The organism is Streptomyces sp. NBC_00459 (assembly GCF_036013955.1).
Lineage (GTDB): Bacteria > Actinomycetota > Actinomycetes > Streptomycetales > Streptomycetaceae > Streptomyces.
Genome location: NZ_CP107903.1, coordinates 5556101 through 5572182, shown reverse-complemented (window position 1 = coordinate 5572182; position 16082 = coordinate 5556101). Strand labels below are relative to the sequence as shown.

General features: G+C 70.9%; 15 protein-coding genes. 9 read left to right on the top strand and 6 right to left on the bottom strand.

Annotated features, from left to right (window positions below; translation table 11 throughout):
- Positions 1-92: 92 nt before the first annotated feature.
- The 4 genes from OHN74_RS24650 to OHN74_RS24635 all read left to right on the top strand — a co-directional run bounded on the left by OHN74_RS24650 (position 93) and on the right by OHN74_RS24635 (position 5798).
- The gene (locus OHN74_RS24650) at positions 93-3311 is read left to right on the top strand and encodes an AfsR/SARP family transcriptional regulator (RefSeq protein WP_327696752.1); all 3219 of its coding nucleotides are present in this window, start codon (positions 93-95) and stop codon (positions 3309-3311) included.
- A gap of 148 nt (positions 3312-3459) precedes the next feature.
- Positions 3460-4167: a CHAP domain-containing protein gene (locus OHN74_RS24645; protein WP_327696751.1), complete on the top strand. Its 708-nt coding sequence runs from the start codon at positions 3460-3462 to the stop codon at positions 4165-4167.
- A 151-nt stretch (positions 4168-4318) separates the two neighbouring features.
- Entirely contained in the window at positions 4319-4978 is a 660-nt protein-coding gene (locus OHN74_RS24640; RefSeq protein ID WP_327700253.1) for a M15 family metallopeptidase, read from the top strand.
- 130 nt (positions 4979-5108) lie between these two features.
- On the top strand, positions 5109-5798 hold the full coding sequence (locus tag OHN74_RS24635) for a pyridoxine/pyridoxamine 5'-phosphate oxidase (RefSeq protein WP_327696750.1): 690 nt from the start codon (positions 5109-5111) through the stop codon (positions 5796-5798).
- Here the strand turns inward: OHN74_RS24635 and OHN74_RS24630 are convergent.
- From OHN74_RS24630 to OHN74_RS24620, 3 genes are read right to left on the bottom strand one after another with little or no spacing between them, the layout of a single operon-like run.
- Positions 5776-6717 carry a GNAT family N-acetyltransferase gene (locus OHN74_RS24630; protein WP_327696749.1) on the bottom strand — a complete coding sequence of 314 codons (942 nt, stop codon included), beginning with the start codon at positions 6715-6717 and terminating at the stop codon, positions 5776-5778. The two genes, OHN74_RS24635 and OHN74_RS24630, sit on opposite strands and share 23 nt — an antisense overlap.
- A 3-nt stretch (positions 6718-6720) precedes the next feature.
- Positions 6721-7353, bottom strand: coding sequence for a GNAT family N-acetyltransferase (locus OHN74_RS24625; protein WP_327696748.1), 633 nt, complete (start codon positions 7351-7353; stop codon positions 6721-6723).
- Positions 7353-7817 carry a Zn-ribbon domain-containing OB-fold protein gene (locus OHN74_RS24620; protein WP_327696747.1) on the bottom strand — a complete coding sequence of 155 codons (465 nt, stop codon included), beginning with the start codon at positions 7815-7817 and terminating at the stop codon, positions 7353-7355. Before OHN74_RS24620 ends, OHN74_RS24625 begins: the two co-directional genes overlap by 1 nt.
- A 187-nt stretch (positions 7818-8004) precedes the next feature.
- Between OHN74_RS24620 and OHN74_RS24615 the strand changes: the two genes are divergently transcribed.
- A complete protein-coding gene (locus OHN74_RS24615) occupies positions 8005-9189 on the top strand; it encodes a flavin-containing monooxygenase (protein ID WP_327696746.1) in 1185 nt (394 codons plus the stop codon).
- Positions 9190-9228: 39 nt separating this feature from the next.
- Here the strand turns inward: OHN74_RS24615 and OHN74_RS24610 are convergent, their stop codons facing one another.
- Entirely contained in the window at positions 9229-10452 is a 1224-nt protein-coding gene (locus OHN74_RS24610) for an RNA-guided endonuclease InsQ/TnpB family protein (protein ID WP_327696744.1), read from the bottom strand.
- Positions 10453-10477: 25 nt separating this feature from the next.
- Here OHN74_RS24610 and tnpA point away from each other — a divergent pair, with 25 nt between their 5' ends.
- From tnpA to OHN74_RS24590, 4 genes are all read left to right on the top strand, one after another.
- The gene (gene tnpA, locus OHN74_RS24605) at positions 10478-10894 is read left to right on the top strand and encodes an IS200/IS605 family transposase (protein ID WP_327696668.1); all 417 of its coding nucleotides are present in this window, start codon (positions 10478-10480) and stop codon (positions 10892-10894) included.
- A 504-nt stretch (positions 10895-11398) separates the two neighbouring features.
- Complete coding sequence (locus OHN74_RS24600) at positions 11399-13666, top strand: acetate--CoA ligase family protein (protein WP_327696742.1); 2268 nt, start codon at positions 11399-11401, stop codon at positions 13664-13666.
- Between the two features lie 40 nt (positions 13667-13706).
- Positions 13707-14579 (top strand): enoyl-CoA hydratase/isomerase family protein, encoded by an 873-nt coding sequence (locus tag OHN74_RS24595; RefSeq protein ID WP_327696739.1) that lies wholly within the window; start codon positions 13707-13709, stop codon positions 14577-14579.
- 50 nt (positions 14580-14629) lie between these two features.
- Entirely contained in the window at positions 14630-15250 is a 621-nt protein-coding gene (locus OHN74_RS24590) for a flavin reductase family protein (protein ID WP_443060439.1), read from the top strand.
- A gap of 153 nt (positions 15251-15403) precedes the next feature.
- Here the strand turns inward: OHN74_RS24590 and OHN74_RS24585 are convergent, their stop codons facing one another.
- Together OHN74_RS24585 and OHN74_RS24580 are read right to left on the bottom strand one after the other, a co-directional pair.
- The gene (locus OHN74_RS24585; protein ID WP_327696737.1) at positions 15404-15808 is read right to left on the bottom strand and encodes a type II toxin-antitoxin system VapC family toxin; all 405 of its coding nucleotides are present in this window, start codon (positions 15806-15808) and stop codon (positions 15404-15406) included.
- Positions 15801-16079, bottom strand: coding sequence for a type II toxin-antitoxin system Phd/YefM family antitoxin (locus OHN74_RS24580; protein WP_327696736.1), 279 nt, complete (start codon positions 16077-16079; stop codon positions 15801-15803). The genes OHN74_RS24585 and OHN74_RS24580 overlap by 8 nt, the downstream gene beginning before the upstream one ends.
- Positions 16080-16082: the final 3 nt, after the last annotated feature.

Sequence of the window (16082 nt, the reverse complement as noted above, 5' to 3'; positions counted from 1 at the left end):
GTTTCCCCGTGGCCTACCGCCGCCCGAGTGCGTACGATGCCGATCGCCCCCCAGCATTGACATGCGCACGTTGTGTGCGGAATGGGGCTCGGTTGGACCTGGAATACCGTCTGCTCGGCCCGGTCGAGGCCTGGTCCGGCGGACACCGTCTCGCGCTGGGCGGCCCCAAACCCCGGGCCCTGCTCGCCGCGCTGCTGCTCCGGCCCGGACGGACGGTCTCGGCCGACGCGCTGATCGACATGGTCTGGGGGGACCAGCCTCCGGACACGGCACGCGGACTGATCCAGACGTACGTCTCGGGGCTGCGGCGCGCGCTCCCCGCCGGCACCGATCCGGACACTGAATCGGACACCGGCCCGGGTGCGGCCATGTGCGCCGATCCGATCGAGACCCGCCCGCCCGGCTATCTCCTCCACGCGGACGGTGCCCGGATCGACCTCGCGGACTTCGAACGGCTCACCGCGCGGGGCCGGGACCGCGCGGCCTTCGGCGACCACCGTGCCGCCTCCCAACTCCTGCGCGAAGCACTGGAGTTGTGGCGCGGCTCGGCCCTCGGCGGGGTCGGCGACGCGCTGCGGGTCGAGGCGGGGCGGCTGGAGGAGGCACGGCAGGCCGCCCTGGAGGACCGGATCTCCGCCGACCTGGCGACGCCGGGCCACGAACAGAACCTGGCCGCCGAACTGACCGCCCTGGTCGGCGGCCACCCCACCCGGGAGCGGCTGCGCGGCCAACTGATGCTCGCCCTCTACCGGTTGGACCGCCAGGCCGACGCGCTCACGGTGTACGCCGAGGGGCGCGCCGTACTCGCCGACGAACTGGGCATCGACCCCGGTCCGAAACTCCGGAGGCTGTACGAGGCCATCCTGCGGTCGGACGAGAAGCTGATGCCGGTCCCCTCCACGACCTCACCCAGGGGTGCCGCGAGGACCGACGGAACTGCCGGCGGTGCTGACAACAGGACTGCCGACGGGACTGACGGCGAGGCTGCCGACGGGACTGACGACCGGAAAGCCGACGACGACAACGCCCTGGGGGAAGGCCGCATCGGCACCCGGGCCGATGCGGTGACACTTCCCCGCGCCTCCCTCCTCCCGCCCGCCATAGGCGACTTCACCGGCCGTTCGGCCCAACTCGCCGAAGTACAGGCCCTGTTGTCCGGCCCCCGCGAGGCCATGCCGATCGCTGTCGTGTCCGGCCCCGGCGGCGTCGGAAAGTCCGCGTTCGCCGTGCAGGTCGCGCACCGGCTCGCCGCCGCCTACCCCGACGGCCAGCTCTACGCCGAGCTGCACGGCTTCAGCGATCCGGTGCCGCCCGCCGAAGTGCTGGGCCGGCTGCTGCGCGCACTGGGCGCCGATCCGCCCGAGGGCCTCGCCGAACGCGGCGATCTGTTCCGCAGCCTGGTCGCCCGGCGCCGCATCCTGCTGGTCCTCGACGACGCGGGCAGCGAGGCGCAGATACGGCCGCTGCTGCCGGGCAGCGCGAGCTGTGGCGTGCTGATCACGTCCCGGGCCCGCCTGGCCGGCCTCGGCGGCGAAGACCTCACCCAACTCGACGTCCTGGACGAGGGGTTGGGAATCGAGCTGCTCGCCCGCATCGCCGGCGACGCGCACATCCGGCGGGAACCCGAGGCGGCCCGACGCATCGTCGCCCTGTGCGGCGGGCTGCCGCTGGCCCTGCGTATCGCCGGGGCCCGGCTGGCGACCCGCAGCCACTGGACGCCCAGCGGGCTCGCCGAGCGCCTCGCGGACGAGCGGCGCCGCCTCGACGAACTCACCGTCGGCGACCTGGAGGTACGCAGCGGACTCGGCCTGAGCTACGACGCCCTCGACACCCCCGCCCGTACCGCCCTGCGCCGGCTCGGCCTGCTCGGCGCGTCCGACGTGGCCCCTTGGGTACTGGCCGCGCTCCTCGGCATACCGGAGGCGGAGTGCGGCGAGGACATCGTGGAGCAGCTCATCGACGCCCAGTTGCTGCACTTCACGGGCACCGACCGGGCCGGGCAGCCGCGCTTCGGGCTGCACGACCTGGTGCGGGTGTACGCGGCCGAACGCGCCGAGGCCGAGGACCCGCACACCGAGCGCGCGGCGGCCCTCGGCCGGGCGCTCGGCGGCTGGCTGTGGCTCACCGGCCGGGCCGCCGCCGCGGCGCCTTCCGGAGAGGTGGTGCTTCAGGACCCGCGCACACTGTGGCCGGTCGGCGACCGGGCCGCCGGACCGGCACTGGCCGACCCGGCCAGGTGGTTCGAGTCGGAGTCCGGCGCAATCACCGTCGCCGTCGAACGGGCCGCCGCCATGGATCTGCCCGCGCTGGCCTGCGAGGCCGCAGCCACCCTGTGCTCGTCCGCGTACCTCGTCAGCAACCGTTTCGACGCCTGGTCGCGTACGCACGAGGCCGCGCTGGCCGCCGTACGCCGCGCCGAGGACCGCGCCGGGGAGGCCAGGCTGCTCGTCGGTCTCGGCCATCTCCGGTACGAGCAGGACGACTTCACCGCGTCCGTGGGCCATTTCCGGCAGGCGGCCGTGCTCTGCGCCGGCCTCGGCGACACGCGTGGACACGCAACGGCTCTCGCGGGCCTGGGCGGCGCCTACCGCGAGCAGGGCCGGTTACGGGACTCGGTACGTGAACTCACCCGCGCCATCGACGACTTCAGGCGGCTCGACGACCCGGCGGGGCTCGGCGTCGCCTGCCGGTACGTCGCGCTGGCCCATCTCGAACTCGGCGAGTTCACCGCCGTCACCGACCGCCTCGAAGAGGCCCTGGCCGCGTACCGCCGCCTCGGCAGCCGACGCGGCGAGGCGCTCGCCCTGCGGACGTACGGGATGCTGCACCGGGCACGCGGCGACTATGCGACGGCCGACGAGCTGCTCGGCCGATCCCTCACGCTGCTGCGGGAGTTCGGCGACGACCTGATGAGCGCGTACGCCGCACAGGCGCGGGCGAAGGCCCGCCTGAGGCTGGGCCGGACCGTGGAGGCGGCGGCGGACCTGGCCGGCCTGCTCGACGTGTGCCGGAGGTACGGCGACCGGTACGGCGAGGCGCTGGTGCTCCGCACCATCGGCGAATGCGCCCTCGCCGCAGGCGAGTTGACCGACGCGGACATCCATCTCTCGGCGTCCGCCGCCCTGTGGGGCGCCCTGAGCCTGCCCCTCCCCCGGGCCCGCACCCTGCGCTCCCTCGCGGCCCTGCGGACCGCCCTCGGCGACGAGCGGGAGGCGGCTGCCCTGCGGGCGGAGGCGGGCGGGGTGTTCACCGCGTACGAGGCACGGGAAGCACGGGAGTCCTGGGAGGCGCGAGAACCTGACAGCTCCTGACCGGGGCTTGAAGCGGCTTGAAGGGGCTTGAAGGGGACTTACAGAGAAGTTGAAGCGGCCCTCGCGAAGCTTCTTGGTGTCGGAGGGGAACGGGAGCAGCCCGAACTCCCCCGGCACCAACGGGGATTCAACGGGGAAAGGACTTCCGATGCCCAGCATCACCAAGCCCGGTTCAATCAGGACGCCCGCGCGGCGCGCCGCCACTCTCCTCCTGATCTCGGCCCTCGCGGGCGGAGCGCTGACCGCGGAGTCGGTGTCGGCCGCGGCCTCGGCCGCGCCGTCGTCGGTGTCGCCGACGGCGTCGGCGCTTCAGAACGCCATCGTCGCCAAGGCCCAGCAGCAGGTGTCCATCTCGCCGCGCAACCGCGAGAAGGCCGGCAACTGCAACTACTACAGCGCGGTCGCCACCGACCCGAAGAGCGGCACGGTCGGCAACTGCACGAAGGTCAACGGGCTGCAGTGGCGCACCAACAACTGGTGCGCCGACTTCATCCGCTACGTCTGGAAGAACTCCGGCGCCAGGACGAAGAACACCGACGCGTTCGCCGGCTCGTTCTACCGGGCCCGCAACTCCATCGGCACGTGGCACGCGCGGGGTTCCTACGTCCCGAAGATCGGCGACGCGGTCCTCTACGACTGGGACGGCAGCACGCCGAGCCTCGGGAACAACGGCTGGGACGTCGACCACATCGGCATCGTCGTCGCGTACAACAGCAGCACCAAGAAGCTGACGACCGTCGAGGGCAACACCACCAAGACCGGCTCCGGCGGCGCGGAAGGTGTCTACAAGCGAACGAACCGGTACAACACCAAGGCCGGTGACGTCGTCGGCTACGTGACGCCGAAGAAGCGGTAACCAGCCGCGGGACAACACGGACAGCACATGCGACGGGGGATCTCCGGGGACGGTCGACAGACCGTCCCCGGATTCCGTGCGGCCCGACGCCCGGCCCGACCTCCGGCTCGACTTCCGCTCACCCCACAGGACGGACATGCACCAGACCGAAATGAACGACATCATCCTCATGAACGACCCCCGCGTGGCCGCCGTCCCCGTCCTGGAGAACGGTGAACCACTCGTGGATCTACGGGAGTCACCCCATCTGCGTGTCGACACCCGCCTGGCCGATCCGGCGGGCGCCTACGCCCTGCTGCGTGAGGGCGTCGCCCTGCGACTGGCCCGGGCCGCCCGTCTGCTGCCCGAGGGCCTGCGTCTGCTGGTCACCGAGGGCTACCGTCCGCTCGTTCTCCAGCAGCGGTACTTCGACAGGTACGAGTCCGAACTGCGCGCGGCCCACCCCGACTGGCCGGAGCCCTATCTGCGTACCGCGACGAGCCGTTCGCTCTCCCCGCCGGAGATCGGCCCGCATGTCGCGGGCGCCGCCGTCGACCTCACCCTGTGCACCGACTCAGGAACGGAACTCGACCTGGGCACCCCGGTGAACGCGAGCCCGGAGGAGAGCGACGGCGCCTGCTACACGGCCGCTCCCGGCATCTCCCCCACCGCCCGCGACAACCGCCGCACTTTGTCGGCCGCACTCACCACGGCAGGCCTCGCCAACTACCCCACGGAGTGGTGGCACTGGTCCTACGGCGACCGCTACTGGGCCCTGACGACGGGCGCCCCGGCGGCTCTGTACGGCCCGGCGGACACGTACGCCGGCTGACGGCGCCGGGGCGGGGCTGGGGCTGGGTCGGAGGTGGAGGTTGAGACGGAGGTGAAGGCGGGGAGTGACAGTTGAGGTTGGGGCGAGGGCGGACACCGGGGCTGCAGCCCGCACCCGCGATACTCGTCGCATGGAAATGGAACCGGAACCGGACCTTCACGACCTGCTCAGAACCCTGCGGGTGTGGTCCCCCGAGATCACCAAGCTGCCCGCCTTCGACCCGAACACAGCCCCGGCCGAACCGCTCCCCCTGTTCACCACCTGGTTCGCGGAGGCGGTGGCCGCCGGGCAGCCCGAGCCGCACACCATGTCCCTGGCGACGTCGGACGCGGACGGCCTGCCCGACGTACGCACCGTGATGCTGCACGGCGCGGACACCGACGGCTGGTCCTTCGCCTCCCACTCCGGCAGCGGCAAAGGACGCCAACTCGCGGAGCGCCCCTACGCGGCGCTCCACTTCTACTGGCCCGCGCTGGGCCGCCAGATCCGACTGCGCGGCCCGGTCGAGTCCGCCCCCTCGGCAGAGGCACAGGCCGACCTGCACGCCCGCTCGACCGGAGCACTGGCCGCCGCGCTGACCGGCCGCCAGAGTGAAGTACTGGGCTCGGTCGACGAGTTGGCGAGCGCATCGCAGGAGGCCTGGGAACGGGCCCAACGCGAACCGGACGCCCCGGCCCCGACCTGGACCCTGTACCGCCTACGCCCGGACGAGGCCGAGTTCTTCCAGGGAGACCCCCAACGCCGCCACGTGCGACTCAAGTACCGCCGTACGGAGGCGGGTTCACCTGCCGGTTGGGTCAGGGAGTTGCTGTGGCCGTAGCCATAGCCGTGCCCGTGCCCGTGGCCGTAGGCGTCACGTCGAAGCGGTACACCGTGAAATCCCGTACCGGCCGATAACCGAGGCGCTGGTAAAGGGCGTTGCTGGTCGGGTTCGCGAGGTCGGTGAAGAGGAGCACCTCCGCCGCACCCGCCGCCGACGCGGCCCGGCTCACCGCAGCGGTCACGGCTCCGGCGTACCCGCGACCACGCAGGCGGGCCGGAGTGTAGATGTCCGCGAGCCGCACCGCACCGGCCAGTTGCGGGGCGGCGCAGGCCATGGACACGGGGGTGCCGTCGGGGCCCTCCCAGAGAGTGATGCCGCCGTACGCGATGCGGTCGTCGGCCCAGCCAAGGCCTCCGTCCGGTGCCGGCGGCGCGCCGACCTCTTCGCTGAACTCCCCGTACCAGCAAGCCACTTGCTCTCTGTCGGCGACGACCGCGGCCCTGGCTCGGCCGGGCGGGGCGGGCTCAGGCGCGGCGAGGACGCCGAGACGGTACAGCCGCTGACGCTGGTAGGGCGTACCGGTGACCCCGGTACGGCGCTGCCAGGCCTCGGCGAAGGCGGCGGCGGTCTCGTGGACCCCGGAGACGCCGGGCAGGGGCTCGCCGAGGGCTGCGAGGAAGACGGCGAGAGCATCGGCCTCCGCGCCGTTCAGGGGCGTGAGTTGCAGCCGGTGGGGCGGCGTACGGTAGAAGGCGGCCGTCACCTCGCCCGCCCGCTCCAGCACACCGAAGACGGGCGCCCGGGGTCCGTACATGTACGGCCCGCGCCTGCGCAGTTCTTCGGTCACTCGCAACGCAACGGTGTGCAGGGCGGGTTGGGAGCGAAGAAAGTCACCGGCACGGCGGAGGAACTCGTCGAGGCCGCCGACGAGACGCCACTGTCCGGGACTCTCGTCGTCACAGCGCGTGGAAGGCATGCCTCATGCTCCCGCACCCTTCTCCGGCTCGGCGTCCGGCTCAGGGTCCTGGGCGATCCGCCCGTGCAGGTGGACGTCCCGGAACGTGTCCTGGCGCTGCTCCTCGAACATCGCGCCTCTCAGGGTCCCCTCGTACCGGAAGCCGCAGCGTTCGGCGACGCGGCAGGAGGCGTCGTGGCCTATGGCGTGGCCGAGTTGCAGGCGGTTCAGGCCGAGGACGTCGAAGGCCCAGCGCGCACCGAGGGCTAGGGCTCGGGTCGCGACGCGGCTGCCGCGGGCCTCGGGGAGGACCCAGTAGCCGACGTGCGCGTCCCGCATGAAGGGGTCGATGTCGTTGACGCCCAGGTGGCCGAGTATCGCGCCGGTGACGACGTCCGTGACGCAGAAGGACACCCGGGTGCCGTCCGCCGCGGTCCCGGAACGGGTGCCGAGGGAGTCACGGGCGCTGTCGAGGTCGGTGACCGGCTTCATCGGGGTGTTCCAGCGCTGGAAGTCCGGGTCGGTCAGCCCGCGCAGCCACGCGTCGACGTCGGTGTCGGAGTCCGCGCGCCACTGCCGCAGCCGGAGTCCGTCCCCGAGCAGCTCGGGAAACTCGGGGACGGGGTGGGCGAGGGACCGCTCATGAATGTGGGCCATCAGTCCATTGAAGCCCGTACGGCTGTACGACTCCCACCCCGTGGACGGAAAACGGGCACACCCTCCCGAAAAGCCACCTCAAGCCCCATCCCGACCCGCAGCACGTCCTGGACACCGTCGGCCTCCCCCACCACCTCCGTCATCATCCGCGGCCCCTCGTCGAGATCGACGACGGCAGCCACGTACGGCGTGCGCTCCCCGAAGGGCGGCAGATCGTTGCGGTGCACGACGGACCAGGTGTAGAGCGTGGCCAGTCCGCTCGCGGTCTCCCACGCCACGTCCTCGCTCCAGCAGTGCGGGCAGAACTCCCGGGGATAGTGATGAGCCCGCCCGCACGCCCCGCAACGCCGCACGAGCAGGCGCCCCTCGGCCGCCGCGTCCCAGTAGGCCCGCGTGAAGGCGTCGACCTCGGGGACGTCGAACCTGCCCGCACCCGTACCCGCCGTACCCGTGCTCCTGTCCATGCCCACGGCCCCCTGACGCTGTCCAGATCTGACGGTACGTCAGTTCAGTATGGCCTCACCGAGCCCCCACAACCAGGCCTCCCGCGCCACCGACCCCACCCGCCTCCCCCACCACCGTGATCAATCCGCAACCGATTCCGGTCTTGCCCGAGACCCAACAAGTGAGCGGGTGCATACGCTCAGGCACATGGCCCACTCACCGACACCGTCACCGTCATCGACCGCCCCCGTGTACGTCATCGGCGGCGGACCCGGTGGTCTCGCCGTCGCGTACGCGCTGCGGGCCCAGGGTGTGCGGGCCGTCGTCCTGGAGCGGGGCGACCGGGTCGGGACGTCCTGGCGGCGGCACTACGACCGGCTGCATCTGCACACCACCCGGCGACTGTCCTCACTGCCGGGGCTGGCGATGCCGCGCTCCTTCGGACGGTGGGTGGCGCGCGACGACGTCGTCAGGTATCTCGAGAAGTACGCCGAGTACCACGAGCTGGAGGTCGTCACCGGCGTCGAGGTGTCCCGGGTCGAGCGGACCGCCGACGGCACCGGCTGGCTGCTGCACGCCACCGGCGGGCGCGAACTGACCGGCAGCGCGGTCGTCGTCGCCACGGGGACCAACCACACCCCCCGGCTCCCCGAGTGGCCCGGGCGCGACGCCTACACCGGCGAGCTGCTGCACGCCGGCCAGTACCGCAACCCCGCGCCCTACGCCGGCCGCGACGTCCTCGTCGTCGGGATCGGCAACACCGGCGCCGAGATCGCCGTCGACCTGGTGGAGGGCGGGGCCTCCCGGGTACGGCTGTCGGTGCGTACCGCTCCGCACATCGTGCGGCGGTCCACGGCCGGCTGGGCGGCCCAGTTCACGGGCATCCTCGTACGACGGCTGCCGGTGCGCCTCGTCGACCGGCTCGCCGGACCGATGGCCAAGCTGAGCGTGCCCGACCTGTCGGCCCACGGGCTGCCCCGCCCGGACACCGGCCTGTACTCGCGCGTCACCGCCGGCTCGATCCCCGTCCAGGACGTCGGCCTCATCGACGCCGTCCGGAAGGGGCGCGTCGAGATCGTGGCCGCCGTCGAGGGGTTCGAGGACGGGAAGGTCGTCCTCGCCGACGGTGAGCGCCTGGAGCCGGACGCCGTCATCGCCGCCACCGGATACCTCCGGGGCCTGGAAGGCCTCGTCGGCCACCTCGACGTCCTCGACGCGCGCGGCAAGCCCGTCGTCCACGGGCCCCATGCCCCGAAGAACGCGCCAGGCCTTTTTTTCTCCGGCTACACCAACCCCATCAGCGGGATGTTCCGCGAAATGGCGATCGACGCGGTACGCATCGCCAAGGCGGTCGCGCGGCAGCAGCAGTCGTTGACTTGCTCCTCGGGCTGAAGCCCGAGGATTCTGGCCTTCCGTTCCGTTGTTGTGCCGCTACGCGGCACGGGCTTGGTTCGGGAATCCGTGGCTTCCTGTTTCTTCGCGCTGTGCCGGGATTGCTCCTGGTCTTACCGGTGCTCCGCAGGCCGATACCGCCAGTCCGGCGGCCGTCTTGACGTTGATCGCGGCGTTGTGGTCCCGGTCGTGGACGCTGCCGCAGGCGGTACAGGTCCATTCCCGGACGTTGAGGGGTTTGGGTCCGTCCTTGACGCCGCAGGTGGAGCAGGTCTGGGAGGTCGGCTCGAACCGGCCGATCGTGACCAGGGTGCGGCCGTACCGGGCCGCTTTGTACTCCAGCATGCTGACGAACGAGGACCATCCGGCGTCGTGCACGGACTTGGCCAGTCTGGTGCGGGCCAGTCCCGCCACCGACAGGTCCTCCACGGCGATCCCTTGGTTCTCGGAGATCAGCCTGGTGGAGAGCTGGTGGTGGAACTCGCGGCGTGCGTCGGTCACCCGTGCGTGGGCGTGGGCGACCTTCAGGCGGGCCTTTTCGCGGTTCTTCGAGCCTTTCTGCTTGCGGGACAGTTCCCGCTGGGCCTTCTTCAGCTTCTTCTCCGCGCGCCGCAGGAAGCGCGGGGAGTCGATTTTCGTGCCGTCGGACAGGACCGCGAAGTGGGTCAGGCCGAGGTCGATGCCGATGGTGCGGTTGGTGTCGGGCATCCGGGTCGCGTCGGCGGCGGGGTCGGTGTCGATGACGAAGGAGGCGAAGTACCGCCCGGCCGCGTCCTTGATGACGGTGACGGAGGAGGGCGTGGTGGGCAGAGTGCGGGACCACTTCACTTTCACCGCACCGATCTTCGGCAGGTTCAGGTGCCCTTTGTCGGTGATGGACCAGCGGGCGTTGGCGGTGAACCGGATCGACTGACGCTTGTCCTTGCGGGACTTGAAACGGGGAGGACCCGTCCTGGGCCCCTTGCGATCACCCTTGAGTGAGGCGAAGAAGTTGCGGTACGCAGTCTCGACGTCCCGCAGGGACTGCTGGAGCACCACCGCGGAGACCTCTCCCAGCCAGGACCGCTCCACCGTCTGCTTCGCCTCGGTAATCAGCCTCTTCGACAGCTCTGCGGCCCTGGGGAACGGCTGCTTGGCCGCTCTGGCCTCCTCACGGGCGCGGACCGCGTCGTTGAACACGACACGGGCGCACCCGAACGCCCTCGCCAACGTCCTCTGTTGGCCGGTGTCCGGGTACAGCCTGAAGGAGTACCGGAGCTGCATGGCCATCACGATACATACTTGGGTTATGGGCGATATGCAGAAGATCAGAACTGGTAGGCACTGTGCTTTCGTGATGCACGTCCACTTGGTCTTCGTGACCAAGTTCCGGCACAGGGTGTTCACCGATGTTCATCTGACGCGCCTGGAGGAGATCATGCGGTCGGTGTGTACGGACTTCGAGTGCGAGTTGGTGGAGTTCAACGGCGAGGACAACCACGTCCATCTCCTGGTGAACTTCCCGCCCAAGGTTGCCGTGACCAAGCTGGTCAACTCCCTCAAGGGCGTCTCCTCCCGCCGCCTGCGCCAGGAGTTTCCCGACCTGGTACGCCACTACTGGCGGGCCAACAAGCTCTGGTCGGGCTCCTACTTCGCCGGAACCGTCGGCGGCGCCCCGCTCACCGTGGTCAGGCAGTACATCGAACAGCAGAACCGGCCGGTGTGAAGTTCCCCCGGCTCCACCGGGACCAGCCCGCGCGACGCCCCGCAGGCGAGGAACTGCGGTGTCCGGCTGCACCGGACCTGAATCCGCGACGCTCCGCGTCGCCATCATCAGATTCGCCTCACCACCGGCCTGAAGGCCGATGCACTGCGAATGAATTCCGGTAGCAGGAGGCGGACAGACCTCGTACGCCCCGTTCCTCCGCCGCCCACGGACCGACCACCGGTTTCGCTCAACTGTTCAACTGTTCGCCCCCTCCGGGCCGACCGCGAACCTGTCGCCCGTCCTGCTCGCCGGAGGAGGACGACCACAGCGATCGCACCGGGCAACACGGTGTCGCCGCACGACTGGAAGGCGTACGAACGCCCGGTTGTCCACCCCCGCCCGGTCCGGGAGTTCGCGGCCGTAGTGAAGAAGTTCCTCGCACGCCGGTTCCTGACGGAGTGTCAGTTCAGTAACCTGACACTACGTCAGTTATTTGGCTGTCACACAGGATCGGGTGGACCGATGCTTGGATCAACCCACGGCACCCTCACCACCGACTCCCGCCGGGCCCGGGTCATCGCCTGCGGCGAGCAGCCCTCGCCGGTCGTGCACGGCAGGCCCGCCGATGTCGACGACCTCGATGTCAGCGGTCGGCCGTTGTACGCCGGCGTGCCCGATCTCGACCGCTTCTTCCGACCCGAGTCCCTCGCGGTGGTCGGCGCCTCGGACGCCGAGGGGCGGCCGAACACAGGTATCACGCGGCAGTTGCTGGCGTGGGCCGAGCGGGTCGGTGCCCGGCTGCACCCGGTGCACCCGACTCGCGAGGCCGTCTTCGGCATACCCTGCTTCCCCTCTGTCGCGGACCTGCCCGAACAGGTCGATCTCGCCGTACTGCTGGTCGCCGACCCCCTTCCCGTGGTCGAGCAACTCGCCGAGGCCAAGGTGAAGTTCGCCGTCGCCTTCGCCTCAGGGTTCGCGGAGACGGGCGAGGCGGGCGCGGAGGCACAGGCCCGGCTGTCCGCCGCCGTACGCCGCTCCGGCCTGCGGCTGCTCGGCCCGAACACCAACCTCAACGCCTTCGAGAACTTCCGCGAGGACCTCGACGGCCCCGCGATCGCCCTCATCACCCAGTCCGGCCACCAGGGCCGGCCCGTCTTCGCCCTCCAGGAACTCGGCATCCGCCTCTCCCACTGGGCCCCCACCGGCAACGAGGCCGATCTGGAGACCGCCGACTTCATCTCCTACTTCTCCGAGCGGCCCGAGGTGGGCGCCATCGCCTGCTACGTCGAGGGTCTGAAGGACGGCCGCTCCTTTCTCCTGGCCGCCGACCGGGCCGCCCGGCGCGGAGTACCCGTCGTCGCGGTCAAGGTGGGCCGCACCGAGACCGGCGCCCGCACCGCCGCCTCCCACACCGGCAAACTGACCGGCGCGGACGCGGTGGTGGACGCGGCGATGCGGCAGTACGGAGTGATCCGCGTCGACGGACTCGACCAACTCCAGGACACCTCGGCCCTGTTGGCCCGCGCCCGCCGCCCGCTCGCCGACGGGGTCGCCGTCTATTCGATCTCGGGCGGCACGGGCGCGCACTTCGCGGACCTGGCCACCGAGGCCGGGCTGAAGCTGCCGCAGCTGTCCGCCGGCAAGCAGACCGAGCTGCACCAGTGGATACCCGACTACCTGAACGTGGCCAACCCGATCGACAGCGGCGGGCATCCGGTCGGCGACTGGCGCGGCCGGAAGATCATCGACGCGATCCTCGCCGACCCGGCGGTGGGCGTCCTGGTCTGCCCCATCACCGGTCCCTTCCCCCCGATGAGCGACAAGCTCGCGCAGGACCTCGTGGACGCGGCCGAGCAGACGGACAAGCTGGTGTGCGTGATCTGGGGCTCGCCGGTCGGCACCGAGGCGGCGTACCGCGAGACGCTGCTCGGCTCCTCCCGGGTGGCCACCTTCCGTACCTTCGCGAACTGCGTGACCGCCGTCCGCGCCCACCTCGACCACGCCCGGTTCACCGCCTCCTACCGCTCCCCCTTCGACGAGGCACCGCGCACCCCGTCGCCCAGTTTCCGCAAGGCGCGGGCGCTGATGCGGCCGGGCGAAGCCCTGAGCGAGCACGCTGCCAAGCTGCTGCTGCGCGCGTACGGGATCCGGGTGCCGCGCGAGCAGTTGGTGACCAGCGCGGCGGCGGCCGTCCGGGCGGCGGGGCTGGTGGGCTACCCGGTGGTGATGAAGGCGTCGGGCGGCCAGATCGCGCACAAGACGGAACTCGGGCTGGTGAAGATCGGGCTGACCTCGGCCAGCCAGGTCCGGGACGCCTATCGCGAGCTGACCGACATCGCCCGCTACGAGGGCGTGGACCTGGACGGCGTACTCGTGTGCCAGATGGTCGAGCGGGGCGTCGAGATGGTCGTCGGTGTCACGCACGACGACCTGTTCGGCCCGACGGTGACCGTAGGGCTCGGCGGGGTACTCGTGGAGGTGCTCCAGGACACCGCCGTACGCGTGCCGCCCTTCGGCGAGGTGCAGGCGCGGGACATGCTGACCGAGCTGCGCGGGCGTGCCCTGCTCGACGGGGTCCGGGGGCGCCCCCCGGCCGACCTGGACGCGCTCGTCGAGGTCGTCATGCGGGTGCAGCGCATGGCGCTGGAACTCGGGGACGAGCTGGCGGAGTTGGACATCAACCCGCTGATGGTGCTGCCCAGAGGGCAGGGGGCGGTGGCGCTGGACGCGCTGGCGGTGTGCGGACCGGGTCCGGAGGACCAGGGCGTGGTGCATCAGCCACTGCCCTAGCCGCCTGCCTGGCCGCCACAAGAAACGGAGCAGCACCCTCATGACTTCCTCCCCCGAAGAATCCAGCACGCCGAAATTTCCGGAAGACCCGGAAGACAAGAAAAAATCCGCTTCGTCAGCTGATTCATTGGTACTGCACGCCACTGACAATCAGGTCTCGTGGATCACTCTCAACCGCCCCGAATCCCTCAACGCCATCACCCCTGACCAGCGAGAACGTCTCATCCAACTTTTCTCGGACGCCTCCGCCGACCCCGCCGTACGAGCCGTCGTGCTGACCGGAACGGGCCGCGGCTTCTGCACGGGCGCGGACCTGCGAGGCGGGCAGGGACAGGCCGGCGGGGAGCGGATCGCCGGTGACGTGGCCCGCGTCATCCGCCTGGGCGCCCAGCGCCTGATCTCGGCCGTCCTCGACTGCGAGAAGCCGGTCATCGCGGCGGTGAACGGCACGGCGGCCGGCCTGGGCGCCCACCTGGCCCTGGCCTGCGACCTGGTCCTGGCAGCGGAGTCGGCGAGGTTCATCGAGGTGTTCGTACACCGGGGGCTGGTCCCGGACGGCGGCGGAGCGTACCTGCTCCCCCGACTGATCGGCCCGCAGCGCGCGAAGGAGCTGATGTTCTTCGGCGACGCGCTGACGGCCCCGGACGCCGAGCGCCTGGGACTGGTCAACCGGGTCGTCCCGGCCGAGGACCTCCACAAGACGGCCCGCGAATGGGCGGAGCGCCTGGCCACCGGCCCGACCCGCGCCCTCGCCCTCACCAAGCAACTGGTCAACGCCTCCCTCGACTCCGACCGGGCCACCGCCTTCGCCGCCGAGGCCACGGCCCAGGAGATCAACATGACGACGGCGGACGCACGGGAAGGGGTGGCGAGCTTCGTCGAGCGGCGGAGCCCTCGCTACGGCGGCAGCTGACTGCCTTGCGGGGCTTCACTTCTGACGCTCCGTCAGTTCCAATGGACCGTATGTTGGGACAAGCAGGAATGGCGGCGGCTGCCGTCCGTTATCTCAGGTCGGTCGGGGCACCCACAGCAGCGCCCACCATCGCGGTCCCCGTCGAGGCGCTGCCCCGGCCGGACTTACGGGCGGTCGGCGAGGACGAGCGGGCGCCGGTCCCCCCGGCCGAATTCCGGCGCGTGCTGGGCAACTTCGCCACCGGCGTCACCGTCATCACCGCCCCGGCCGCCGAGGGCGGGACCACCCCCGCCGGCTTCGCCTGCCAGTCCTTCGCCGCCCTCTCCCTCGACCCGCCCCTCGTCGTCTTCATGGTCGGCCGTACGTCGAGGACTTGGCCGCTCATCGCGCGTGCGGGCGTCTTCTGCGTCAACGTACTGGGCGCCGGGCAGGGCGAGTTGTGCCGCGGGTTCGCGAGGAGCGGCGCGGACAAGTTCGCGGGGGTCGACCACGAGCCGACGCCCGTCTCCGGCTCCCCGCGCCTGGCGGGCGCGGCGGCCTGGATCGACTGCACGATCCAGGCGGTGCACACGGGCGGGGACCACCTGATCGTCGTAGGACGGGTGGAGGCGCTGGGGACGGGCGAGGACGAAGGCACTCCGCTGCTGTTCCATCGTGGGCAGTTCATCTGACCCGGACCCTCCCGGGTCACCGGACCGTTGCCGATGACATGAGCACCGGCAACGAGGCCCGAGCAGGATGCACCTCCCGCGCGGCAACGGCACATCCTCGATCTGGCGACACCGCGTGTAGCCGCTGCGCTCGGGAAACCGACGGGACCCCGGTCAGACGGAGACCACGGTCACCGCGCCCTCCAGTCCCTTGAAGTCGTCCGCGTTCCGCGTGTAGAGCGGCAGGCCTCTCACCGAGGCGATAGCGGCGATCATCAGGTCCATGCGACGCGGACGGGGGTCCCTGTTGGCCGCGATGGTCAGCGCAACCAGGGTGCCGTACCTGGCAGCGGCGTCCCCGTCGAACGGCAGGGGGTCGAAGTCCGCGACCGCTGCTCCCAGTTTCTCCATCCGGGCTGCCCTCGCGGCGGGATCCTTCGCCATGGCCACACCCTGCTGCAGCTCAGCGAGTGTCACAGCGGTGAGTTCTGGCGCGACGGGAAGAGCCTCCGGGTTGAGGGTACCCAGGTCAATGTAGGCGCAGGTGTCGAGGACGCCCGTAGGGAGTCGGTCAGCCACGCCTGCGCTCCCACGGGTCGTCATCGACTCGTTCCTCACCCTCGAACAGTTCGTCCGCCTCCGCACGCATCTGCGCGTAGTCCACATGCGGAAGCATGCGGTGCCGAGCGACCAACTGCTCGGCGCTCGGCCTGCGTCGACGCGTCAGGGGGCGCAATTCGGCGACCTCTATGCCGTTGCGCGTGATGTGGTACGTCTCACCGGCCTCGACCGCGTCCATGACCGCGGCGGAGTTGTTGCGGAACTCACGCTGAGTGATCGTCTTCACCATACC